The organism is Pseudomonas zhanjiangensis (assembly GCF_041027545.1).
In the GTDB taxonomy this organism is placed as follows: Bacteria; Pseudomonadota; Gammaproteobacteria; order Pseudomonadales; family Pseudomonadaceae; genus Aquipseudomonas; species Aquipseudomonas zhanjiangensis.
Genome location: NZ_JBFTEG010000023.1, coordinates 20,486 through 42,673, shown reverse-complemented (window position 1 = coordinate 42,673; position 22,188 = coordinate 20,486). Strand labels below are relative to the sequence as shown.

Annotated in this window: 21 protein-coding genes and 2 tRNA genes; 7 read left to right on the top strand and 16 right to left on the bottom strand. The window is 66.3% G+C overall.

Features of this window, described 5'->3' with window-relative positions; all coding sequences use genetic code 11:
* Positions 1–33 precede the first annotated feature (33 nt).
* Both AB5S05_RS19940 and AB5S05_RS19935 read left to right on the top strand, forming a co-directional pair.
* Entirely contained in the window at positions 34–432 is a 399-nt protein-coding gene (locus tag AB5S05_RS19940; protein WP_369289273.1) for a VOC family protein, read from the top strand.
* A gap of 54 nt (positions 433–486) precedes the next feature.
* A complete protein-coding gene (locus AB5S05_RS19935) occupies positions 487–888 on the top strand; it encodes a hypothetical protein (protein ID WP_369289272.1) in 402 nt (133 codons plus the stop codon).
* Positions 889–917: 29 nt separating this feature from the next.
* Here AB5S05_RS19935 and AB5S05_RS19930 read toward each other — a convergent pair whose 3' ends face one another.
* From AB5S05_RS19930 to AB5S05_RS19900, 7 genes are all read right to left on the bottom strand, one after another.
* On the bottom strand, positions 918–1,865 hold the full coding sequence (locus AB5S05_RS19930; RefSeq protein ID WP_369289271.1) for an L-threonylcarbamoyladenylate synthase: 948 nt from the start codon (positions 1,863–1,865) through the stop codon (positions 918–920).
* A gap of 103 nt (positions 1,866–1,968) precedes the next feature.
* Entirely contained in the window at positions 1,969–3,045 is a 1,077-nt protein-coding gene (locus AB5S05_RS19925) for a lipocalin-like domain-containing protein (RefSeq protein ID WP_369289270.1), read from the bottom strand.
* Positions 3,035–5,512 (bottom strand): FtsX-like permease family protein, encoded by a 2,478-nt coding sequence (locus AB5S05_RS19920; protein WP_369289269.1) that lies wholly within the window; start codon positions 5,510–5,512, stop codon positions 3,035–3,037. The genes AB5S05_RS19925 and AB5S05_RS19920 overlap by 11 nt, the downstream gene beginning before the upstream one ends.
* A 1-nt stretch (position 5,513) precedes the next feature.
* A complete protein-coding gene (locus AB5S05_RS19915; RefSeq protein ID WP_369289284.1) occupies positions 5,514–6,173 on the bottom strand; it encodes an ABC transporter ATP-binding protein in 660 nt (219 codons plus the stop codon).
* A 112-nt stretch (positions 6,174–6,285) separates the two neighbouring features.
* A complete protein-coding gene (gene ahpF / locus AB5S05_RS19910; protein WP_369289268.1) occupies positions 6,286–7,842 on the bottom strand; it encodes an alkyl hydroperoxide reductase subunit F in 1,557 nt (518 codons plus the stop codon).
* A gap of 151 nt (positions 7,843–7,993) precedes the next feature.
* Positions 7,994–8,557 carry an alkyl hydroperoxide reductase subunit C gene (gene ahpC, locus AB5S05_RS19905; protein ID WP_369289267.1) on the bottom strand — a complete coding sequence of 188 codons (564 nt, stop codon included), beginning with the start codon at positions 8,555–8,557 and terminating at the stop codon, positions 7,994–7,996.
* Between the two features lie 156 nt (positions 8,558–8,713).
* A complete protein-coding gene (locus AB5S05_RS19900; RefSeq protein WP_369289266.1) occupies positions 8,714–9,679 on the bottom strand; it encodes an NAD(P)H-quinone oxidoreductase in 966 nt (321 codons plus the stop codon).
* 128 nt (positions 9,680–9,807) lie between these two features.
* Here AB5S05_RS19900 and AB5S05_RS19895 point away from each other — a divergent pair, with 128 nt between their 5' ends.
* Positions 9,808–11,889: a carboxy terminal-processing peptidase gene (locus AB5S05_RS19895; RefSeq protein WP_369289265.1), complete on the top strand. Its 2,082-nt coding sequence runs from the start codon at positions 9,808–9,810 to the stop codon at positions 11,887–11,889.
* A gap of 141 nt (positions 11,890–12,030) precedes the next feature.
* Positions 12,031–13,791 (top strand): bifunctional diguanylate cyclase/phosphodiesterase, encoded by a 1,761-nt coding sequence (locus AB5S05_RS19890; RefSeq protein WP_369289264.1) that lies wholly within the window; start codon positions 12,031–12,033, stop codon positions 13,789–13,791.
* Between the two features lie 65 nt (positions 13,792–13,856).
* On the opposite strand, the gene AB5S05_RS19885 is transcribed toward AB5S05_RS19890, so the two are convergent.
* Genes AB5S05_RS19885 through AB5S05_RS19875 form a run of 3 tightly spaced genes read right to left on the bottom strand, consistent with a single transcriptional unit; the run spans position 13,857 to position 15,003 of the window.
* Positions 13,857–14,324 carry an SEL1-like repeat protein gene (locus AB5S05_RS19885; RefSeq protein WP_369289263.1) on the bottom strand — a complete coding sequence of 156 codons (468 nt, stop codon included), beginning with the start codon at positions 14,322–14,324 and terminating at the stop codon, positions 13,857–13,859.
* Complete coding sequence (locus AB5S05_RS19880) at positions 14,324–14,689, bottom strand: hypothetical protein (protein ID WP_369289262.1); 366 nt, start codon at positions 14,687–14,689, stop codon at positions 14,324–14,326. The genes AB5S05_RS19885 and AB5S05_RS19880 overlap by 1 nt, the downstream gene beginning before the upstream one ends.
* Positions 14,686–15,003 (bottom strand): helix-turn-helix domain-containing protein, encoded by a 318-nt coding sequence (locus AB5S05_RS19875; RefSeq protein ID WP_369289261.1) that lies wholly within the window; start codon positions 15,001–15,003, stop codon positions 14,686–14,688. Before AB5S05_RS19875 ends, AB5S05_RS19880 begins: the two co-directional genes overlap by 4 nt.
* Positions 15,004–15,135: 132 nt before the next feature.
* On the opposite strand from AB5S05_RS19875, the gene AB5S05_RS19870 reads away from it, so the two are divergent.
* Positions 15,136–15,861, top strand: a complete 726-nt coding sequence (locus tag AB5S05_RS19870) for a substrate-binding periplasmic protein (protein ID WP_369289260.1) — start codon at positions 15,136–15,138, stop codon at positions 15,859–15,861.
* 19 nt (positions 15,862–15,880) lie between these two features.
* On the opposite strand, the gene AB5S05_RS19865 is transcribed toward AB5S05_RS19870, so the two are convergent.
* The 4 genes from AB5S05_RS19865 to AB5S05_RS19850 all read right to left on the bottom strand — a co-directional run bounded on the left by AB5S05_RS19865 (position 15,881) and on the right by AB5S05_RS19850 (position 17,747).
* Complete coding sequence (locus tag AB5S05_RS19865; protein ID WP_369289259.1) at positions 15,881–16,324, bottom strand: YkvA family protein; 444 nt, start codon at positions 16,322–16,324, stop codon at positions 15,881–15,883.
* Positions 16,325–16,679: 355 nt separating this feature from the next.
* Positions 16,680–17,387, bottom strand: coding sequence for a BamJ family beta-barrel-assembly machinery protein (gene bamJ / locus AB5S05_RS19860; RefSeq protein WP_369289258.1), 708 nt, complete (start codon positions 17,385–17,387; stop codon positions 16,680–16,682).
* A 186-nt stretch (positions 17,388–17,573) separates the two neighbouring features.
* A tRNA-Asp gene (locus tag AB5S05_RS19855) sits at positions 17,574–17,650 on the bottom strand.
* Positions 17,651–17,671: 21 nt separating this feature from the next.
* Positions 17,672–17,747, bottom strand: a tRNA-Val gene (locus AB5S05_RS19850).
* A gap of 161 nt (positions 17,748–17,908) precedes the next feature.
* On the opposite strand from AB5S05_RS19850, the gene rdgC reads away from it, so the two are divergent.
* Entirely contained in the window at positions 17,909–18,829 is a 921-nt protein-coding gene (gene rdgC, locus AB5S05_RS19845; RefSeq protein ID WP_369289257.1) for a recombination-associated protein RdgC, read from the top strand.
* 78 nt (positions 18,830–18,907) lie between these two features.
* Entirely contained in the window at positions 18,908–19,222 is a 315-nt protein-coding gene (gene sugE, locus AB5S05_RS19840) for a quaternary ammonium compound efflux SMR transporter SugE (protein WP_369289256.1), read from the top strand.
* A 106-nt stretch (positions 19,223–19,328) separates the two neighbouring features.
* Here the strand turns inward: sugE and AB5S05_RS19835 are convergent, their stop codons facing one another.
* Positions 19,329–20,540, bottom strand: coding sequence for an O-succinylhomoserine sulfhydrylase (locus AB5S05_RS19835; RefSeq protein ID WP_369289255.1), 1,212 nt, complete (start codon positions 20,538–20,540; stop codon positions 19,329–19,331).
* Between the two features lie 94 nt (positions 20,541–20,634).
* Positions 20,635–22,143 (bottom strand): amidophosphoribosyltransferase, encoded by a 1,509-nt coding sequence (gene purF, locus AB5S05_RS19830; protein ID WP_369289254.1) that lies wholly within the window; start codon positions 22,141–22,143, stop codon positions 20,635–20,637.
* Positions 22,144–22,188 lie beyond the last annotated feature (45 nt).

Sequence of the window (22,188 nt, the reverse complement as noted above, 5' to 3'; positions counted from 1 at the left end):
GGTGACCCGACCGCTCGAGACGGAGCCCGCGCAATGATTTCCCATTTCCATATCGGCATCGGCGATTTCCAGCGCGCCCTGGCCTTCTACTCGCCACTGCTGGCCGAACTGGGCCTGCAGCTGAAGTTCAGCGATCCCAGCAAGCCCTGGGCGGCCTGGATGCCGGCCGATGCGCCACGCCCGCTGTTACTGATAGGCGCAGCCTTCGATGGTCGGCCGGCGACGCCGGGCAATGGCCAGATGGTGGCGCTGCTGGCGCCCAGCCGCATGGCGGTCGACCGCGCCCATGCGATCGCGCTGGCCAATGGCGGCGCCTGCGAGGGACCGCCCGGCCTGAGGCCGCAGTACCACCCGGATTACTACGGCGCCTACTTCCGCGATCCGGACGGCAACAAGCTGTGCGTGGTCTGCCATGAGGCGGAAAACGCCTGAGACCGCGCCGCCGAGGTTACACTGGCGCCCCTTTGCCCATAGACCGGAACCGCCATGCCTGCGACCCCTTCCGCGCAACGCGCCTTCGTCCTCAATCACCCCGCTGCCCAGGACTGCTCGCTCTACCGCCCGGACCAGCGTGACCCCGATGCCGAGGAACAGGATCTGGGGGACGGCAAGGTTCTGTTTACCGGCGCCTTTCAGCCGCCCGTCGAATGGGACGCCCAGGAGCGGGCCGACTACTTTGGCGACAGTGCCCCCGAGTTGTTTGTCAGCGCCTGCATCGAGTCCGAGGCCAACCCTTTGTCGCGCGGCTACTTCAGCGCCGAAGTGGGCGACTACCTGGCGGTCATGCCCGGCCTCGGCGAGGTGGTGATGTACTACGTGCACGACTGCCTGGAAGACGACGACGGCCGCCACTACGTGCTGATCCGCGACGACCAGCCGCTCGACTGACGACGGCCCGCCCAGCGACCGGCGGCGCGTCAGTCGAGCATGGCGCTGGCACGCGACAGCCGGTCATGGATGGCGGCCCAGGCCGCGTCATCCGGCGGCGTCCTGATCATCATGCGTTCCAGGCCCAGGTTATCCAGGCGGTACAGGGCGGCGTAGAGGCCCTGGGCGAAATCCACCGGGTCTTCCCCCAGGTCGATGGCCGGCCCGGCACTGGCCCGCGCGCCACCGCACCAGATCCAGCCGCAGCGCGGGTCGGCCAGCGCCGCTGGCGGGGCCTCGCGAAAGCGCCAGCTCGGCGTGCCCGGTGCGTAATGCCGGTGGTGCTGGCCGGGCGCCCGCACGGCGCCTTCGCCACCACGCAGCAGCGGCTCGCCGAGCACCTGCTCGATTGCACCGGCCGCCAGCATGCCCTCGCGCAACAGCCGCGGTGGCTCGCCCGGCAGCAGGCTGACGATGGTCGACTCCAGGCCGACCCGGCACTCGCCGCCCTCGAGGATCAGCAGGTCGCTGTCGGCGAACTGCTGCACGACGTGGGCACTGCTGGTGGGGCTGATCGACATGTAGCGGTTGGCCGAAGGCGCCACCAGCGCCCCGGCGAAGCGTTCCAGCAGCTGCCGCGCCACCGGATGGGCGGGCACGCGCAGGGCGACGCTGTCCTGCCCGGCGGTGATGCTGCGCGGCACCTGATCGCGGGCGGGCAGCACCAGGGTCAGCGGGCCCGGCCAGAAGCGGGCCATCAGCCGACGCGCCGCCGGGCCGATCGCCGTCGCCCAGTCTTCGGCCTGGTCGGCGTTGGCCAGGTGCACGATCAATGGATTGCTGCTCGGCCGCCCTTTCAGCGCGAAGACTCGGGCCACCGCCTCGGCATTGCGCGCATCGGCGGCCAGGCCATAGACGGTCTCGGTGGGCAGGGCGAGCAGGTGGCCGGCGCGCAGGCGCGCGCAGGCAAGGTCGAGGTCTGAGGTCAGTTGCGGCATAGGGGCTTCGAACGCTGAATCGATAACGGCCTATTGTGCCTGTTCCAGCGCCATCCGGCGCGGGCAATCCGCTGGCCGGAGACCGCCAGCCCCCTGGCCCAGCTCAGTAGCCGGTCAGTTCCAGATAGCCGACGCCGGGGTGGCTGCCGGCCAGGCCAATCGGCCCCTCCCAATAGGGAAAGCGCGTGGCCATCCAGGCGTTTTCCTGCAACGGCTCGGTGATGATGGCCAGGCGCTTGCTCGCCACCTCCAGGCGCCAGCGGGTCGGCAGACGACGACCCGCGACCCGGCTGTACTGCTCCGGACTCATCTCGATGTCGGCCTGGTCGAGTGCCTCGGCGCGGCCATCGGCGCCGATCCAGGTGCCGGCCCGGTACACCGAGCCATCGACCTGACGCAACTGGAACAGCATCAGCTTGTCGCCCGAGGCCAGGTGCAGGGAAAACCAGTCCCAGCCCAGCTGGTCGGCGGCCAGCGGCTGACTGCTCCACTCGCGGTCGAGCCAGGCCTGGCCAATGACCGGGTGGCGCTCGCCCGCCAGTTCGATGATTCCCTCGGCCTCGAGGAACGGCTGGCTGTAGTAATAGGAGGCCTGGCCCTGGGCGGACTTGCGGCTCAAGCCCCCCTCGCCATGCAGCACCGGCGGCCGCTCGCCGCTCAGGTGCAGGGAGTAGCTGAAGTCCTTGCCCCGGGCGCTGAGCTGCAGATCGCCCAGACCGACCGAGGCCGGGCCCTTGCTGCGCAACTGCCAGTCGTCGATCCAGGCATTGAAGGGCACGGCCTCGACCCCGGCCTGGCCGATACCGCCGCGGGCCAGGGTCTCGGCAAAGTGATGGCCGTCGACGCCGGTCAGGGCGGCGTGGCCCATCCACAGGTTCTGATTGCTCCAGCCGGGCTCGTCGGCGCCGGGCCGCAGCGCATGGCGAAACAGCGTCCACTGCACGCCCCAGGACCGCCCCTGGCGATCACGCAGGTTGGCGGTGAGGTACCACCATTCGATGCGGTAGTCCGGGTGCGCGCCGTGGTCGGCGGGAAACTGCAGCGCCCTGCCCGGCTCGACCCGGGCGAACCGCGTCGCTGCGCTGCCCAGGCCGGCGAAGCCCTGAGCCGGCGGCGTTGGCGCGTCGCAGGCCGACAGCGCCAGCAGCGCGGCGCATGCCAGCAGCGTCCTAACGCCCATCGGCGAAGGTCCGCAGCAGTGCCGTCGGGCTGCAGTGCGCCAGCCGCCACAAGGGCCAGGCCGCCGCCAGCAGCGCCGCCAGCAGGCCCAGACCAAACAGCTGCAGCAGCTGCCAGGGAAATACCTGCAACGGCAGACGCCAGCCAAAGGCCTGGACGTTGACCACCGCCACCAGCCACCAGGCCACCAGCAGGCCCAGGGGCACGGCCAGCAACAGGGTCAGCAAGGCCAGCAACAGGGTCTGGGCCAGGCTCAGCCAGGCCAGCCGCTCGCGGCCGACGCCCAGTGCCCAGAGCGGCGCCAGCTGATCCAGGCGCGCCCGGCCCAGGCTCAGCAGGGCGATGAACAGCGCGACGGCGGCCACCCCCAGGGTCAGGCTGTTGAGCGCCGCGGTCGCGGCGAAGGTGCGCTCGAACAAGCGGGTCGACCAGGCCTTGAGCGTCGCCTGGTCGACCAGCTGGTTGGCGTCCAGGGCGAAGCGCGCCTGCAGCGCCTGGCTCAGCACCGGTACCTGCTCGGGCGCCAGGCGCAGGCTGAAGCTGCGCGGCGCCAACCCCGGCCAGTGGCGCTGCAGGCCGCTGGCGGCGACCAGCAGGTGGCCCTGGGGATTGCCGTAGTCGGCGTAGATGCCCAGCACCGGCAGGCGCCACTCGCCCTCGGGCGTCGGCAGGCTCAGCAGCTCGCCCAGGCGCAGGTCCAGGCGCCGCGCCAGTTGCTCGCTGAGCATCAGCCCCTGCCCGGCCGTCAGGCGCAACCAGGCATCCTCGACGGCGCTGAGCAGTGGCCAGTGTTCGCGGTAGTAGGGGTGTTCGCGTATGCCACTGAGCTGCACCGGCCAGCCCTGCAGCTGCAGCTCGACTCGCCAGCTGGGCAGCAGCGCCCGGACCTGCGTCTGTTGCGCCAGCCAAGACTCGATCGCTTGGGCCTGCTCGGCGTTTTGCGGCCGCAGATAGAGCTCGGCGGCCAGGCGCTGGTCGAGCCAGCCGCTGAAGGTCTGGCGAAAGCCGGCGGTCATGCTGCCGACGCCGATACTCGCGGCCATCGCCAGCAACAGGGCCATCAGCGCCAGGCTCAGGCCCGGCAGCTGCTGACGGCTGTCGGCCACGAACCACTGCAGCAGCGGTCGGCGGCAGTATCCCAGCCAGGCCTCGAGCAGGCGGTTGAGCCCCACCGGCAGCGCCAGCGCCGCGCCGAGCAGCAGGGCGGTGAGACCGACGAAGCCCAGTACCAGGTTGTCGCCCAGCAGCAACGCCAACAGCGCCGCCAGGACGAAGGCCGCGGCCAGCCAGGCCCGTCGCCGCAGACTGCGAACCAGGGCCTGCTGCCAGGCCTCGGGCTGGGCCAGGGCCAGCAGGGGCAGGCGCGCCGCCCGCAACAGGCTGGCACCGCCAGCCAGCAGCGCCCCGAGCAGGCAGATGAACAGGGCCCCCAGCCACCAGCTCGGCGTCAGGCTGAGCTGTCCGGCCACCTCGGCGCCATACAGGCCGCGCAGGCTGGCGGCGACGTCCGGCAGCAGCCAGGCCGCCAGGCCAAAGCCGCTGGCCAGCCCGGCCAGGCCGCCGAGCAGGCCCAGCACGCCGAGCTCCAGCCCGAGGGCAAGCAGCAGGCCACGCAGGCTGACCCCGCAGATGCGCAGGTTGCGCAGCAGCGCACGGCGCTGCTCGAGGGCCAGGCCGATGGCGGCATGGACGATGAACAAACCGACGACCAGCGCCAACAGGCCGAGGGCGCTGAGGTTGAGGTGAAAGCTGTCGGTCAGCTGCGCCAGGTCGACGCGCTGCTCGTCGCGGCGCAGCATCAGCACCCCGGCCAGCTCGGTCGGCAACTCGGGGCCACGGCGGGCAAACTCGTCGTCCAGCAGCAGGCGCGAGATCTGCCCCGGCGCATCGAGCAGGCGTTGCGCCAGGCCGATGTCCATCAGCAAGACGCCGGGCGCCAGCTGCGGCCATGGCGTCAGCGGCGGCAAGCGCCGGCCGGACTCGCTGCGCGGCCGGGCGCCCTCCTCCAGGCCAAGTTGCGCCAGGGTCTCGGGCGCGATCCAGGTGCGTCCGGGACGACCGAGGAACGCCGTCAGGTCCAGCCGCTCGGCGGCGCGTCCGGCCAGGGCGCTGCCGGCGGGCAGGGTCAGCGGCTCGATACCAACCAGCTGCAACCCCGGCCCGACCTGCCCGCGCAGGCGCAGGCGGCCCTGCAGCACCGGCGAGACCGGCCAGCCGGCCCGCCGCAGGTCGACGAAATAGTGCTGGGCGAAGCGCCCGCCGTCACGGGCGACCAGGCTGTAGCGATCGGCGCCGCCGAGCAACTGGCTGGCCCGTGCGTAACTGTCGCGGGCCTGGCCGTTGAGCGCCTGCACCCCGGCCCACAGGCCGGTGGCCAGCCACAGCCCGACCAGCACGCTGCACAGCTGCAGCGGATGACGCCGCCAGTGGCTGGCCAGGGTGCTCAGGGTCCAGAACAGGCGCACCATTTCACGGCTCCACCAGCCGCCCGTGCTGCAGCACCAGGCGACGCTGCAGGCGCGCGGCCTGCCGGGCGCTGTGGGTGACCAGCAGCAGGCTGGTGGCGGTACCGGCGAGCAGTTGCAGGAGCAGGTCCAGCACCTGTTCGGCATTGCCCTCGTCGAGGCTGCCGGTGGGTTCGTCGGCCAGCAGCAGCGGTGGTCGCACCGCCAGCGCCCGGCCCAGCGCCACCCGCTGTTGCTGACCGACGGAAAGCTGTTCGGGGTAGCGCTCGAGCAGCTTGGCCAAGCCCAGCCGCTCGACCAACTCGCCCTGCCACTGCCGATCGAGGCGTCCGGCCAGGCGCGCCTGGAACGCCAGGTTGTCGGCCACGCGCAGGCTGCCGATCAGGTTGAACTGCTGGAACACCAGGCCCACGCCGCTACGCCGCCAGGCCGCCAGCTGGGCCTCGTCGAGATCGCCGAGCAGCCGGCCATCGACATCGATGCGCCCGGCGTCGGCGCGGTCCAGTCCGGCCACCAGGTGCAGCAGGGTACTCTTGCCGCTGCCCGACTCGCCCATCAGCGCCAGGCTGGCGCCATCCGCTAGCTGCAGGTCGACGCCGCACAGCACCGGCAGCGGCCCCTGCGGCGTCGGATAACTCTTGTGCAAGCCCTGGACTCTCAGCATCTGCATGCCCCGCTCGACGGGCGAAGCCTGCGCCGAACGGGGCCGGCTCGCCTGTCACCAGCAGCCTAGCAGCTGTGTGCGAAATCCATCCGCACAGTCAGAGCCTGTCGGCTCAGGCAGAGCGGATCAGATTATCGAAGGCGGAAAGCGAGGCCTTGGCGCCCTCGCCCACGGCGATGACGATCTGCTTGTAGGGCACCGTGGTCACGTCGCCGGCGGCGAAGATGCCCGGCACCGAGGTCTCGCCGCGCGAGTCGACGATGATCTCGCCGCGCGCTGACAGTTCGATCGCGCCCTTGAGCCAGTCGCTGTTGGGCAGCAGGCCGATCTGCACGAAGATGCCTTCCAGCGCGACTTCGTGCAGTGCATCGGTGGTGCGATCCTGGTACACCAGGCCGGTGACCTTCTGCCCATCGCCCTTGACCTCGGTGGTCAGGGCGCTCTTGATCACGTTGACGTTACCCAAGCTGTTGAGCTTGTTCTGCAGCACGGCATCGGCGCGCAGCTTGTCGTCGAACTCGATCAGGGTGACGTGGGCAACGATGCCCGCCAGGTCGATGGCCGCCTCGACCCCGGAGTTGCCGCCGCCGATCACCGCCACCCGCTTGCCCTTGAACAGCGGGCCGTCGCAGTGCGGGCAGTAGGCCACGCCACGACCACGGTACTGCTGCTCGCCGGGTACGTTCATTTCCCGCCAGCGGGCGCCGGTGGCGAGGATCAAGGTCTTGGCCTTGAGGCTGGCGCCGCTGTCGAACTTCACTTCATGTAACTCGCCGGCAGCCTGGGCCGGGATCAGCGCGCTGGCGCGCTGCAGGTTCATGATGTCGACCTCGTACTGCCTGACGTGCTCTTCCAGGGCGCGGGCCAGCTTCGGTCCCTCGGTTTCCTGCACCGAGATGAAGTTCTCGATGGCCATGGTGTCGAGCACCTGGCCGCCGAAACGCTCGGCCGCCACACCGGTGCGGATGCCCTTGCGCGCCGCATAGATGGCCGCCGCGGCGCCGGCCGGGCCACCGCCGACCACCAGCACGTCGAAGGAGTCCTTGGCACTGAGCTTCTCAGCCTCGCGGGCAGCAGAGCCGCTATCGATCTTGGCGAGGATTTCCTTCACTTCCATGCGCCCGGAGGCGAACACCTCACCGTTCAGGTAGATGCTCGGCACGGCCATGACCTGGCGCCGCTCGACCTCGTCCTGGAACAACGCGCCGTCGATGGAAACGTTGCGGATGTTGGGGTTGAGCACCGCCATCAGATTCAGCGCCTGGACCACGTCCGGGCAGTTCTGGCAGGACAGCGAGAAGTAGGTTTCGAACTCGAACCGGCCCTCGATGCTTTGGATCTGCGCAATGGTCTCGGCATCCAGCTTGGACGGATGGCCACCGACCTGCAGCAGAGCCAGCACCAGCGAGGTGAACTCGTGGCCCAGGGGGATGCCGGCGAAGCTGACGCCGATGTCGGCGCCAGGGCGGTTGAGCGAGAACGAAGGACGACGGGCGTCGCTGCCGTCGGTCTTCAGGGCGATCTTGTCGGTCAGGCCGACGATGTCTTCGAGCAGGCCGAGCAGCTCGCGAGACTTGTCGCTGTCATCGAGGGACGCGACGATCTCGAACGGCTGGGTGACCTTCTGCAGGTAGGCCTGCAACTGGGTTTTCAGGTTGGCGTCCAACATGGCGTAGCTCCTCGATGACGAAATTCGGGCAATAAAATGCCCGGGCGGATCGCGCCCGGGCATTGGGCACCACAAGGGCCGGTTGGCGGCCCTGACAGCGCAGGGTGTTGTCCGCCCCGGACCGCACGGATCCGGGCGGAGGTCGGCAGATTTAGATCTTGCCAACCAAGTCCAGCGACGGCGCCAGAGTGGCTTCGCCTTCTTTCCACTTGGCCGGGCAAACCTGGCCCGGGTTGGCGGCGGTGTACTGGGCGGCCTTCAGCTTGCGCAGGGTCTCGGAGACGTCGCGAGCGATTTCGTTGGAGTGGATCTCGACGGTCTTGATCACGCCTTCCGGGTTGATCACGAAGGTGCCACGCAGGGCCAGGCCTTCCTCGGCGATGTGCACGCCGAAGGCGTTGGTCAGCTGGTGGGTCGGGTCGCCGATCAGCGGGAACTGGGCCTTGCTGACGGCCGGGGAAGTCTCGTGCCAGACCTTGTGCGAGAAGTGGGTATCGGTGGTGACGATGTACACCTCGGTGTTGGCATCGCGGAACGCGGCGTAGTTGTTGGCAGCGTCTTCGATCTCGGTCGGGCAGTTGAAGGTGAAGGCCGCCGGCATGAAGATCAGCACCGACCACTTGCCCTTCAGGGACTCCTCGGTGACTTCGATGAACTGGCCGTTGTGGAAAGCGTTGGCCTTGAAGGGTTGCACTTGGGTGTTGATGAGATTCATCTCGGGTTCCTTTTTGGGGGTTGAGAAGTTTGACCCGGCGCATGTTAGGCCGAGTTGATCTAAAAAGCTTATTGAATAAGGCCATTGATTTCATTGGGGCAGTCAATCACCCCGCCGGCATCGGCCTGCCCAGCGCGGCGGCCAGGCCTTTCATGGTCAGCTGAGGCTTTCGTCGATCAGCAGCACCAGCTTGCCGTTGACCTGATTGCTCGCCAGTTCGGCAAAGGCCAGTTCCGCATCCTTGGCCGGATAGCTGCGTTGCAGCTGCGGCTGCAGACGTGCCTCGGCAAACAGCGGCCACACCGCCTGGCGCAGATCACGCAGCAGATCGGCCTTGAACTGATCGTCGCGGTTGCGCAGGGTCGAGCCGATCAGCTGAATGCGCTTGCCCAACACCAGGGCCAGGTCCAGTTGCGCCTGGCGTCCACCCATCAGGCCGATATTCACCCAGCGCCCGTCGCGCGCCAGCAGCTCCAGGTTGAGCGCGGCGTAATCGCCGCCCACCGGATCGAGGATCACATCGAAGGGGCCGAAGTCGCGCAGGGCCTGCAGGTTGTCGTCGCCACGCAACACGCCGCCCTGGGCGCCCAGGGCCTCGCAGTAGGCCAGCCGCTCGGCCGAGCCGACACTGACCCAGCAGGGGTTGCCGAAGGCCTTACACAACTGGATGGCCGCCGAACCGACGCCGCTGGCGCCGGCGTGCAGCAACACCTTCTCGCCGGGCTTCAGGCCGGTCAACTGGTACAGGTTGAGCCAGGCCGTCGCATACACCTCCGGCAATCCCGCGGCCTCGCGCAGCGCGACGCCCTCGGGCACCGGCAGCGCATGGCGAGCGTCGACCACCACCTCCTCGGCCATGCCGCCGCCGGCCAGCAAGGCACAGACCCGGTCACCGACCTGCCACTCGCTACCGGCGCCGACCTCGCTGACGATACCCGCACACTCCAGGCCGAGCGTCTCGCTGGCCCCGGGAGGCGGCGGGTACAGTCCGGCACGCTGCAACAGGTCGGCCCGATTCAAACCGGCGGCCGCCACTTGGATGCGGATCTGCCCCACATCACAGGCCGGGCGGGGCTGCTGAGCCCACTCCGCACGGCCTTCCACGCCTTGCAATGCCTTCACGCTGCCTCCATAGTGCAATTAACCCCCAAGCCCACCATCGAACCTGGGCTTTTGCTATGCGCCGATGGAACCGGCGCCCTCAAAGACGGCCTAATATGCGTTATCAACTGCCCCCGCGTCGAATCAGCATGAAGCATTCCCTGCTCAGCACCACCCTGGCCCTGTTCATCGGCCTGACCGCCTTGCCGTTGTCGGCGAAGACGGCCAACACCGAGAACTGGGACTATCTGCAGCCCAATCGCGAGCAGGTGGTCGCCAGCCTGAACGTCCTGGAGTTGTTGAAGCGCCATCACTACAGCAAGCCGCCGCTGAACGACGAACGCTCGGCGAAGATCTACCAGGGCTACCTAAAGATGCTCGATCCGGCGCGCAGCTATTTCACAGCCGCCGACATCGCCGAATTCGACCAATGGCGCACCCAGTTTGACGACCTGCTCAAGAGCGGCAACCTCGAACCCGGCTTTGCCATCTACAAGCGCCACCTGGAGCGCTTGCAAGGGCGCCTGCAGTTCGCCCTCGACATGCTCGACAAGGGCGTCGACAAGATCGATTTCAGCACCGATGAAAGCCTGCTGATCGATCGCGAAAATGCCCCCTGGGCCAAGGATATCGCCGAGCTCGACGACCTCTGGCGCAAGCGCGTGAAGGACGAGGTGCTGCGCCTGAAGATTGCCGGCAAGGAGCCCAAGGCGATTCAGGAACTGTTGACCAAGCGCTACCAGAACCAACTGTCGCGCCTGCAACAGACCCGTGGCGAGGATATCTTCCAGACCTACATCAACGCCTTCGCCATGTCCTACGACCCGCACACCACCTACCTGTCGCCGGACAACGCGGAAAATTTCGACATCAACATGAGCCTGTCGCTGGAAGGCATTGGCGCCGTGCTGCAGAACGACAATGAGTACGTCAAGGTGGTACGCCTGGTGCCCGCCGGCCCGGCCGAGAAGAGCAAGCAGATCGCTCCGGCGGACAAGATCATCGCTGTCGCCCAAGGTGACGAGGAGTTGGTCGACGTGATCGGCTGGCGCCTGGACGAGGTGGTCAAGCTGATTCGCGGCCCGAAGGGCTCCAAGGTTCGCCTGGAAGTGATTCCGGCCAGCAACGCGCCGAATGACCAGACCAGCAAGGTGGTCAGCATCACCCGCGAGGCGGTCAAGCTGGAAGAGCAGGCCGCCAAGAAGTCCATACTCGAACTGAACCACGAAGGTCGCGACTACAAGCTGGGGGTGATCGAGATCCCCGCCTTCTACCTCGACTTCAAGGCCTTCCGCGCCGGCGATCCGGAATACAAGAGCACCACTCGCGACGTCCGCCGCCTGCTCAGCGAGCTGAAGAAGGAAAAGGTCGACGGCGTGGTCATCGACCTGCGCAACAACGGCGGCGGCTCCCTGCAGGAGGCCACCGAGCTGACCGGCCTGTTCATCGACCAGGGCCCGACCGTACTGGTGCGCAACAGCGATGGCCGGGTCGATGTGCTCGCCGACGAAGATCGCGGAACCTTCTACAACGGCCCCATGGCCGTGCTGGTCAATCGCCTGTCCGCCTCGGCGTCGGAAATCTTCGCCGGCGCCATGCAGGACTATCACCGCGCGCTGATCCTTGGTGGCCAGACCTTTGGCAAAGGCACGGTGCAAACCATTCAGCCGCTCAACCACGGTGAGCTGAAACTGACCCTGGCCAAGTTCTACCGCGTCTCCGGACAGAGCACCCAACACCAGGGGGTGATACCGGATATCCAGTATCCGGACTCGATGGACACCAAGGAAATTGGCGAAAGCGCCCTGCCCGAAGCGCTGCCGTGGGACAGCATCAGTCCGGCCATCCGCCCCGCACAGGACCCGATCAAGCCCTTCCTGGCGCAGTTGCAGGCCCGTTACGACAGCCGCACGGCGAAGAACCCCGACTTCACCTTTACCCGCCAGCGCCAGGCACTGGCGCAGAAGCTCATGGGCGAGACCTCGGTCACCCTCAACGAGACCAAGCGCAGAGCCCGCCAGGCCGAGATCGAGACCCTGCAGCTGGCGATCGAGAACAGCCGCCGCCAGGCCAAGGGCGAAGCCCCGCTCAGCGAGCTGAAGCAGGAAGACGAGGACAACCTGGCAAGCGAAGAGGGCAAGCCCTCGGCACAGGACGATGCGTTCCTCGCCGAAAGCGGGCACATTCTCATCGACTACCTGGGGCTCAATACCGCCTTGGCCAAGCAATAGGCCGTGCGCGGCCCTGCAGCGGGCCGCAGCGTCATCACCCGGCAGCGGGCGAGTGTCATTAAACGGTCACCAATCTGTCGTGAAATGCAGGGGCTGATAGCGATATCAGCCCCTTTGCTTTTTCTGGCTATCGAGACTTCCATGACCGTCACCGAGCAGTTGAGCGCGCTGGGCCACATTCTTGCTCACGGCGACTTGCACAGCCTGTTCCAACCCATAGTGTCACTCTCGGAGCGACGCATTCTCGGCTACGAAGCCTTGACCCGCGGCCCGTCCAACAGCCCCTTGCACTCGCCGATCAACCTGTTCGCGGCGGCCCGCCACGGCGGACGCCTGAGCGAACTGGAAGTGGCTTGCCGCAGGAGCGCCTGCCGGCAGTTCAGCGAGCAACAGCTGGAGGGCAAGCTGTTCCTCAACATATCCCCGGATTCCCTGCTCGAGCCCGGCCACCAGCCGGGACGCACCCTGCAGCTGCTGCAAGCCTTCGGGATTGCGCCGAGCCGGGTGGTGATCGAGCTGACCGAGCAATCGCCCACCGACGACTTCAGCCTGCTCGATACCGCCCTGCACCACTACCGGGCCATGGGCTTCTCCATCGCCCTGGACGATCTCGGCGCCGGCTACTCGAGCCTGCGCCTATGGTCGGAGCTGCGCCCCGAATACGTGAAGATCGATCGCCACTTCATCGACGGCATTCACCTGGATGCGGTGAAGCGCGAATTCGTCGGCTCGATCCTGCAGATGGCCAAGGCCTCGCGCGCCCAGGTCATCGCCGAAGGCATCGAGCTGGAGGAAGAACTGGCGGTGCTCTCGGAGATGGGCATCGACCTGGTCCAGGGTTACCTGCTGGCGCGCCCCCACGAGCAACCGCCGCGTGACGCCCGTGCCCTGCTGCCGACACTGGGCAGCGCGTCGAACGCCTTCGGCGAAGACGCGAGCGACCTCACCGCCCTGCTCAACCTGCAGCCGGCGGTAGCCTTGGGTACTCCGACCGCCGAGGTCCTGGAGGCCTTTCGCGCGCAGGCCAACCTCAACTCCCTGGCGGTGCTCAACGAGGCGCAGCAGCCAGTTGGCATCGTCCATCGCCATTCGCTCGCCGACGCCCTGCTGAAACCCTTCGCCAACGAGTTGCTGGCGCGCAAACCGATCAGTTGGCTGATGAGCCAGGACTTCCTCGCGGTCGAGCAGGGGCAGTCACTGCAGAAGGTCAGCCGCCTGCTCACCAGCCGTGCGCGCCAGCGCATCGAGGAAGACTTCATCATCACCCTGGAGGGCCGCTACCTTGGACTCGGCCGAGTGATCGACGTGCTCAAGCTGATCACCGAGCTGAAGATCCAGCAGGCCCGCCACGCCAACCCGCTGACCCTGCTGCCGGGCAATGTGCCGATCCAGCAGTGCCTCACCCGCCTGTTGCAGCAGGCCCGCGAGTCGGTGATCTGCTACGTGGACATCGACAGCTTCAAGCCGTTCAACGACCTGTACGGTTACGCCAAAGGCGACGAAGTACTGCTGTGCCTGGCCCAGTGTCTGAGCGAGCGGGTCGACCCGGCGCGCGATTTTGTCGGCCATATCGGTGGCGACGACTTCCTCCTGGTGCTCGGCTCGGAGGACTGGCGCGCCCGCCTCAACAGGCTGCTGGAGGACTTCCAGGGCCAATGCCGGCGCTTCTACAGCGACGAGCATCTGCATGCCGGCTGTTTCATCTCCCACAACCGCCAGGGAGTTCGCGAGGAGTTCCCACTGCTGTCGATCTCGCTGGGCGTGGTCCATCTGCACCCGGAGCAGTGCGCCCACCTGGATGCCAGCCAGCTCGCCAGCCTGGCCTCGGAGGCCAAACGCCACGCCAAGGCGGTGCCGGGCTACAGCCTGCATATCATCGATACCCACAAGCTGTCGGCATAGCGGCACCATTCGGGGGCTCGGGCTGAGCCTGCGCTCACCGCGCGTGGCGGGCCGCGCCCAGGGTGCTAAAGCCCCAGCGCCTGAGCACGCGCGGCGAGGGTCGCCGCCAGCTCGGCATCCGCCGGCACCCCAGGGGCGCCCGCGCGGTACAGGTCGGCGAGACGGCGTGCGGCCAGGGGATGGCCGGCGGCCGATGCCTTGGACCACCAGTGCACGGCCGCCGGCGCATCCGCTGGCCGTCGACTGTCGCCGGCCAGGCTTACCACGCCCAGCTGAAAGGCCGCCTTGCCGTCGCCACCGTCGGCCGCCAGGCGCAATAGACGAAGACCCTCGTCACGAGCCCCCAGCCCCTGACCTCGGAACAGCAGGATATGCCCATAGAAGCTCTGCGCGGCAACATCGCCCAGCGCAGCCATGCGGGCGAACTGCCCCTCCATCCAGCGCCATGCGCGCGGCTGCCTGCCCCACCAGGACCAGCGCAGCAGGCGCCTGGCCAGGGCATAGCCCAGACGTGCACGCAGACGCCAGAACACTAGAGTTCCTCGGGGTAGCTGAACTCGAATACCCGCACCACTTCGGCAGCATGCCAGGAAGCGGCGGCAACCCCGTCCGAGGCGCCATTGAAACGCCCCAGGCGAGTCGCACAGTCGAAAAATCCGGTGCGCGGCAGGCGGCTGGCCCCCTGACTGATCACCAGAGCACTGCGCAGCGGCCGCTCGGCCCGCGCATCCAGGGCGGCCAAATGCTCCAACGCGGCGGTGAGGGTCTGCATCGCCGGGGTCGGCAACGCCAGGCGCTCGACCAGTGCCCTGTAGGTCACCAGGTGGCGTTGGCGGCGGGCATTGTCCAGTTCGTCGAGTAGTGCTTGCCAGTGCTGGCGACTGATACTGACGCTCAAGACTCCGACTCCCAGCCCGACACGCCGAGCGTCCAGGCCAAGGCACGCTGAATGGCCGCGTCCGGTTGACGCTCGCCGCTTTCGATCATGCCCAGGTAGTGCGGGCTGATACCGACCGACCGCGCCAACTCCTCCACCGACAGGCCCTTCTGCTCACGCAGGCGAGCCAGCTGGGTCAATGGCGGCGTGGTCGACTCCGGCGACTGCTCCACCTGCTGGGGATGGCCGCCAGCCTTCAACAAGGCCTGATATTCCGCCCAAGGCAGCACCGCATATTCGGGCTCGCCGTCCCGCCTGATTACTTGCACATTCATTCGAATTCTCCCTGAAAGCAGTGCCGACAGCTTCGGCACCCCCCTTGCAAGGCCTCATCTTACCAGCCCAGTACCGCAATGAGCGTGATCTATACTGCCCGAACTGTCGCTGGCCCCGGGGGGAGACTCATTTTGCGCAGCCTTTTACTCGCGCTGCTCGGCTGCCTCGCCTCCCTTTGCCACGCAGAGGAACTGCGCTGGGGCTTCTCCAGCGCCGATGGCATGCCCTACGTCGACGTCCAGGAACAGCAGTTGCGCGGCGGCTTCACCTATCGCCTGGGTATGCGGGTGAGCGAACAGCTGGGACTCGAGTTGCGGTTCATCGACACCCCGAACAAGCGCCTGGAACGCTTCATCCAGCGCGGTCGCATTCATCTGATCTGCAACAGCAACCCGGACTGGGTCGCCGAACCGCGGCGCTATCACTGGTCGCCACCGCTCTACCAGGAAGCAGACGTACTGCTGCTGCATGAGCAACATGCACCCGTCGAGAAATTGCAGGACCTCTATGGTGCCGTGCTGGGCACCCAACTGGGCTATGTCTACAGCGCACCACTGATGGAGGCCTTCGCGCGCCAATTGGTGACTCGCAAGAATATCCGCGACCTCGACACCAAGCTGAGCATGCTCAGCAAGAGGCGCATCGACGCCCTGATCGACATGCGCCGACCATTGCTGCGCAAGCTGGCTCAGCGCCCCGATCTGCCGCTTCGGCTCGCCACCTGGGTGGTGCAGCGCTACCAGCTGTACTGCCTGTATGGCGCAGAACTACCGGTCAGCGCCGAGCGTCTGGATAGCGTGCTGCGCCAACTGCGCGACTCGGGCGCGATTGCTCAGATGCTCGAGGACCGCCCCTGAGCCGGGCACTGCGTGCGGTCTAGGGCTTGTTCAGCGCCATTGGCTCTGTATCGGGCAGGCGCTCGATGCGCTCGAGTTTTTCCGCCGTCTGGGCTTGGCGCCAGGCGCGAAATGCAGCGAGCTCCTCCTGCCAGGTCGCCAGCACCCAGGCCACCACCGCCAGGTCATCGATGAACCCGAGCCCGGGCAACCAATCGGGCAATGCGTCCAGTGGCGTGAGGAAATACAGCAGGGCGGCGACTACCGCCACCAGCGCCCGGGGCGCGATCGCCCGATACTCTCCCCGCCACCAGGCCAGACAGAGATTCTGCAGCAGTTGCAGATCCTCCTTGAAGGCGGCGAAACGCCATCCCTGTTTGCCGCTCTTGCGCGCGACCGCCAGGAGCAATGCCGGCAGACGGCCATTGCGCAGATAACGCTGCGCCAAGGGCAGGTAACGGAGAAAGCTCCAAGGTGCGTTCATGACCCCTCCCGCTCAGCCCGCGTGCTAGCTGGGCTGATTCGGGTTATCCACCGAAGCTGTGGATAACCTTGTGAACAGTTTCTGGATGATCCTAGCAAACGCCCGTCCCACGCGGCCTTTCTACAGATCGGGCATTTTTTGCTCAGCCAATAAAATTCATTTAAATCAATAAGTTAAAAAAAGCAAAAGGTTTTGCCAAAAGCCTGCCGGCGACCGCCGGGTCAATACTGCGAAATGTGCATAACCGTAACGCACCTTTCGTTTTCAGACCCGTCGGTCGCCATTCGTACAGGCAACCGATCGGCCAAAACGACAGCGCCCCGTCGAGACGGGGCGCTGCCTTACGCAAAAAGAATTACTGCTCGGCGGCGGCATCCTTGATCGCCAGCAACTCCAGCTCGAACACCAACACCGAGTTGGCCGGAATCGCCGGGCTCGGGCTCTGCTCGCCATAGGCCAGCTCGCTGGGGATATACAGCTTGTACTTCTCGCCGACGTGCATCAGCTGCAGGCCCTCGACCCAGCCTGGGATCACGCCGCTAACCGGCAGGTCGATCGGACTGCCGCGCTTGATCGAGCTGTCGAACACGCTGCCGTCGGTCAGGGTGCCTTCATAGTGCACGGTCACCACGTCGGTGGCCTTCGGCTGGGCGCCATCAGCCTTAGTCAGCACTTCGTACTGCAGGCCGGACTCGGTGGTAACCACGCCGTCGCGCTTGGCATTCTCCTCGAGGAACTGCTTGCCGGCCTTGGCCGACTCTTCATTCATCGCCGCCATGCGCTCTTCGGCGCGCTTCTGCAGGAAGGCAAAGGCCTCGATCAGCTCTTCATCCTTCAGGCGCTGCTCCTTCTTGCCGATGGCGTCTTCGATGCCCTGGGCCACCGCTTTCGAGTCCAGGTCATCCATGCCCTCCTGGGCCAGGCTCTTGCCCATGTTCAGGCCGATCCCGTAGGAAGCCTTCTGCGCTGGACTTTTCAGCTCCACTTCGCTGGTTTGCGAGTCGCAACCCGCGAGAACCAGACCCACCAGGGCGACCGCCGCTGCTAAACGATGCTGTTTCATGCTTGTTCCTTGTTCGGTGCGCCCTAGGGCAATCGAGTGAAGGCGCGAGCTTAGCAGGCCGCCGCGATCACTGGCTACCGGGATAGGAACCAGAAAATGCGTATAAGTTCAGGTGTTTAGAGTTTTTCAGGAGGGGAGCTGCGAATGCTGCGAAGGCGAGAAGCGAGGATGAAGCGAGGAGAAAAATGGCGCAGCGGACGGGACTCGAACCCGCGACCCCCGGCGTGACAGGCCGGTATTCTAACCGACTGAACTACCGCTGCGCGTAACCTCAAAAGCGAGTTTGGTGGGTGATGACGGGATCGAACCGCCGACCCTCTGCTTGTAAGGCAGATGCTCTCCCAGCTGAGCTAATCACCCTTCACTCTCGAAGTGGGGCGCATTCTAGAGAGCCATCCCGACCTTGGCAAGCACTGATTTAAAAATTTTTTATCGGCAGGGCAAAGGCTTAGCGCAGGGTTGGCCTGAAGCGCCGAGGGGAGAATAATGCGCGCTTTGCGTTAATGGAGAGTCACCCCCTCATGTGGTTTCGTAACCTGCTGGTCTATCGCCTCACCCAAGACGTTCCGTTTGCAGCCGAGGCGCTCGAAGCCGCACTGGCCGCCAAGCCGGCGCGCCCCTGCGCCAGCCAGGAGCTGACCACCTACGGCTTCATCGCGCCGTTCGGCAAGGGCGCCGACGCGCCGCTGGTGCACGAAAGCCAGGGCTTCCTGCTGATCGCCGCGCGCAAGGAAGAACGCATTCTGCCGGGCAGCGTGGTGCGCGACGCTCTCAAGGAGAAGGTCGACGAGATCGAAAACGAGCAGATGCGCAAGGTCTACAAGAAGGAGCGCGACCAGCTCAAGGACGAGATCGTCCAGGCCTTCCTGCCGCGCGCCTTTATCCGCAAGTCGGCGACCTTCGCCGCCATCGCCCCGGCCCAGGGCCTGATCCTGGTGGACGCCTCCAGCCCCAAGCGCGCCGAAGACCTGCTGTCGACCCTGCGCGAAGCGATCGGCTCGCTGCCGGTGCGCCCGCTGACGGTGAAGATCGCGCCGAGCGCCACCCTCACCGACTGGGTCAAGGCCCAGCAGGCCGCAGCTGACTTTACCGTGCTCGACGAATGCGAACTGCGCGACACCCACGAGGATGGTGGCGTGGTGCGCTGCAAGCGCCAGGACCTGACCAGCGATGAGATCCAGCTGCACATGACGGCCGGCAAGCAGGTCACCCAGCTGTCTCTGGCCTGGCAGGACAAGCTGTCGTTCGTGCTCGACGACAAGCTGGTGGTCAAGCGCCTGCGCTTCGAGGACCTGCTGCAGGAGCAGGCCGAGCAGGACGGTGGCGACGACAACCTCGGCCAGCTGGACGCCAGCTTCACCCTGATGATGCTGACCTTCGTCGAATTCCTCCCCGCGCTGTTCGAGGCCCTCGGCGGCGAAGACATTCCGCAGGGGATCTGAGGCCTGTGCGGCCCCGGCCCTGGGCCCGCCTGGCCAGGGCCGCCCCCCCCTCCATTACTACGTCCACTGGAGGTCATCATGTCCTGGATAATCCTGTTCCTCGCCGGGCTGTTCGAAGTCGGCTGGGCTGTCGGGCTGAAATACACCGACGGTTTCTCCCGCCCGCTGCCCACCCTGCTCACCCTGGCCGCGATGATCGTCAGTCTCGCCTTGCTTGGCCTGGCCATGAAGGAACTGCCACTAGGCACGGCCTACGCCGTGTGGACCGGAGTAGGCGCGGTGGGCACCGTGATCGCCGGGATCATCCTGTTCGGCGAGTCGATGGCGCTGCTGCGCCTGGCCAGCGTCGCCCTGATCGTCTGCGGCCTGGCCGGCCTCAAACTCAGCCACTGAGCCTCCCAGCACCCACGCAAAAGCCCACCGATAGGTGTAATGCTTAAGTGAACAGCATTACCGGCTTGCGCCGGGGCTTCTTATTGTGACTGCCGCTGCAGGGCAACTAGAGTGCCGCCAAGCCGCGGGCCAGATCAGCCTTGAGATCGGCCAGGTCTTCCAGGCCCACCGCCACCCGAATCAGGTTGTCACGGATGCCGGCGCTGGCGCGCTCGGCCGGCGACAGTCTGCCATGGGAGGTGGTGGCCGGATGGGCGATGGTGGTCTTGGTATCGCCCAGGTTGGTGGTGATGGAGATCACCCGGGTCGCATCGATAAAGCGCCAGGCCGCTTCCTTGCCACCCTCGACCTCGAAACTGACCACCGCGCCGAAGCCGCTCTGCTGACGCCTGGCCAGTTCGTGCTGCGGGTGGCTGGGCAAGCCGGCGTAGTAGACCTGCTCGATGCCAGACTGCAGCTCCAGCCACTCGGCCAGTTGCTGTGCATTGGCGCAATGCGCCTGCATGCGCACGCGCAGGGTTTCCAGGCCCTTGAGGAACAACCAGGCATTGAACGGACTGAGGGTCGGCCCGGCAGTGCGCAGGAAGCCGACGATCTCCTTCATCTGTTCGGCGCGACCGGCCACCACGCCACCCATGCTGCGGCCCTGGCCGTCGATGTACTTGGTCGCCGAATGCATGACGATGTCCGCCCCGAGCTTGAGCGGCTGCTGCAGCGCCGGGGTGCAGAAGCAGTTGTCGACGGCCAGCAAGGCGCCCCTGTCGTGGGCGATCTGCGCCAGCGCGGCGATATCCACCAGTTCCGCCAGCGGATTGGATGGCGACTCGACGAACAGCAGCTTGGTGTTCGGCTTGATCGCTGCCGCCCAGGCCGTCAGGTCCGACAGCGGCACATAGTCGACCTGCACGCCGAAGCGCTTGAGGTACTTCTCGAACAGGCTGATGGTGGAGCCGAATACGCTGCGTGACACCAGCACGTGATCGCCGCCGCTGCACAGGCTCATGACGATCGACAGGATCGCCGACATCCCGGAGGCCGTGGCGACCGCCTGCTCGGCGCCCTCCAGCGCCGCCAGGCGCTCCTCGAAGGCGCGCACCGTGGGGTTGGTGTAGCGCGAGTAGACATTGCCCGCCACCTCGCCGGCAAAGCGCGCCGCCGCATCCGCCGCTGTGCGAAACACATAGCTGGAGGTCGGGTACAGCGCCTCGCTGTGCTCGCCTTCCGGCGAACGGCGCTGTCCGGCGCGCACCGCCAGGGTGTCGAAACCGACGCCCTCGAGATCGCTATCCAGTCGCCCGGCTTGCCATTCTTGACTCATACCTACCTCACACCGCCACACCGCCTTGCCCGAACCGCCGCCCTAGCCGCAGATTGGCGAATCGGGTGCGGCTGGACGCCAGGCAGCTATTCGATCAATTGTTGTACAGGTCGATAATCGCGCTGACCGCCTGGGACTTGGCCTTGGTCGCGTCATTGCGCGCCTGCTCGATCTTGTCCAGGTAGGCCTCGTCGACATCGCCGGTGACGTACTGGCCATCGAACACCGCACAGTCGAAGTTGTCGATCTTGATCTTCTTGCTACCGCTGACGGCCTCGATCAGGTCCGGCAGGTCCTGATAGACCAGCCAGTCGGCGCCGATCAGTTCGGCGACCTGCTCGGTGGTCCGGTTGTGGGCGATCAGCTCGTGGGCGCTGGGCATATCGATGCCGTAGACATTGGGGTAGCGTACCGCCGGCGCCGCCGAACAGAAGTAGACGTTCTTCGCCCCGGCCTCGCGGGCCATCTGGATGATCTGCTTGCAGGTGGTGCCACGGACAATGGAGTCGTCCACCAGCATCACGTTCTTGCCGCGGAACTCCAGTTCGATGGCGTTGAGTTTCTGCCGCACGGACTTCTTGCGCGCTGCCTGCCCGGGCATGATGAAGGTCCGGCCAATATAGCGGTTCTTGACGAAACCCTCGCGGAACTTCACGCCCAGGTGATTGGCCAGTTCCAGCGCCGAGGTGCGACTGGTGTCGGGAATCGGGATGACCACGTCGATGTCATGATCGGGGCGCTCGCGCTGGATCTTCTCGGCCAGCTTCTCGCCCATGCGCAGGCGCGCCTTGTACACCGAGATGCCGTCCATGATCGAGTCGGGACGCGCCAGGTAGACATGCTCGAAGATGCACGGCGAATAGCGCGGGTTCTCGGCGCACTGACGGGTGAACAGCTTGCCGTCCTCGGTGATGTAGACCGCCTCGCCAGGCGCCAGGTCGCGGATCAGGGTGAAACCGAGCACGTCGAGCGACACGCTCTCCGAGGCGATCATGTATTCGACACCCTCGTCGGTATGGCGCTGACCGAAGACGATGGGGCGGATGCCATTAGGGTCGCGGAAGCCGACGATGCCGTAGCCGGTGATCATCGCCACCACCGCGTAGCCGCCGCGGCAGCGCTTGTGCACGTCGCTGACCGCGGCGAACACGTCCTCCTCGGTCGGCTGCAGGCGGCCGCGCTGGGCCAACTCGTGGGCGAACACGTTGAGCAGGACTTCCGAGTCGGAGTTGGTGTTGACGTGGCGCAGATCCGACTCGTAGATCTCCTTGGCCAGCTGCTCGACATTGGTCAGGTTGCCGTTGTGCGCCAGGGTGATGCCATAGGGCGAGTTGACGTAGAAAGGTTGCGCCTCGGCTGAACTGGAGCTGCCAGCGGTCGGATAGCGCACATGGCCAATGCCCATATGGCCGACCAGACGCTGCATGTGGCGCTGCTGGAAGACATCGCGCACCAGGCCGTTGTCCTTGCGCAGAAACAACCGGCCTTCATGGCTGGTGACAATACCGGCAGCATCCTGGCCGCGGTGCTGGAGGACGGTGAGACCGTCATACAGCGCCTGATTGACGTTCGATTTACCGACGATACCGACAATGCCACACATGTGACGCAACCCCTACTCAGTGAAACACGCGAATTTCGAACGCTC

Excerpts from the sequence above, each read along its gene's own strand:
- AB5S05_RS19920 (WP_369289269.1), bottom strand. The coding sequence starts at position 5,512 with ATGGTGCGCCTGTTCTGGACCCTGAGCACCCTGGCCAGCCACTGGCGG.
- ahpC (WP_369289267.1), bottom strand. The coding sequence starts at position 8,557 with ATGAATCTCATCAACACCCAAGTGCAACCCTTCAAGGCCAACGCTTTC.
- bamJ (WP_369289258.1), bottom strand. The coding sequence starts at position 17,387 with ATGAAACAGCATCGTTTAGCAGCGGCGGTCGCCCTGGTGGGTCTGGTT.
- AB5S05_RS19935 (WP_369289272.1), top strand. The coding sequence starts at position 487 with ATGCCTGCGACCCCTTCCGCGCAACGCGCCTTCGTCCTCAATCACCCC.
- AB5S05_RS19875 (WP_369289261.1), bottom strand. The coding sequence starts at position 15,003 with ATGAATGTGCAAGTAATCAGGCGGGACGGCGAGCCCGAATATGCGGTG.
- AB5S05_RS19895 (WP_369289265.1), top strand. The coding sequence starts at position 9,808 with ATGAAGCATTCCCTGCTCAGCACCACCCTGGCCCTGTTCATCGGCCTG.
- sugE (WP_369289256.1), top strand. The coding sequence starts at position 18,908 with ATGTCCTGGATAATCCTGTTCCTCGCCGGGCTGTTCGAAGTCGGCTGG.
- AB5S05_RS19835 (WP_369289255.1), bottom strand. The coding sequence starts at position 20,540 with ATGAGTCAAGAATGGCAAGCCGGGCGACTGGATAGCGATCTCGAGGGC.
- AB5S05_RS19930 (WP_369289271.1), bottom strand. The coding sequence starts at position 1,865 with ATGCCGCAACTGACCTCAGACCTCGACCTTGCCTGCGCGCGCCTGCGC.
- rdgC (WP_369289257.1), top strand. The coding sequence starts at position 17,909 with ATGTGGTTTCGTAACCTGCTGGTCTATCGCCTCACCCAAGACGTTCCG.
- AB5S05_RS19915 (WP_369289284.1), bottom strand. The coding sequence starts at position 6,173 with ATGCTGAGAGTCCAGGGCTTGCACAAGAGTTATCCGACGCCGCAGGGG.
- ahpF (WP_369289268.1), bottom strand. The coding sequence starts at position 7,842 with ATGTTGGACGCCAACCTGAAAACCCAGTTGCAGGCCTACCTGCAGAAG.
- AB5S05_RS19925 (WP_369289270.1), bottom strand. The coding sequence starts at position 3,045 with ATGGGCGTTAGGACGCTGCTGGCATGCGCCGCGCTGCTGGCGCTGTCG.
- AB5S05_RS19940 (WP_369289273.1), top strand. The coding sequence starts at position 34 with ATGATTTCCCATTTCCATATCGGCATCGGCGATTTCCAGCGCGCCCTG.
- AB5S05_RS19890 (WP_369289264.1), top strand. The coding sequence starts at position 12,031 with ATGACCGTCACCGAGCAGTTGAGCGCGCTGGGCCACATTCTTGCTCAC.
- purF (WP_369289254.1), bottom strand. The coding sequence starts at position 22,143 with ATGTGTGGCATTGTCGGTATCGTCGGTAAATCGAACGTCAATCAGGCG.
- AB5S05_RS19865 (WP_369289259.1), bottom strand. The coding sequence starts at position 16,324 with ATGAACGCACCTTGGAGCTTTCTCCGTTACCTGCCCTTGGCGCAGCGT.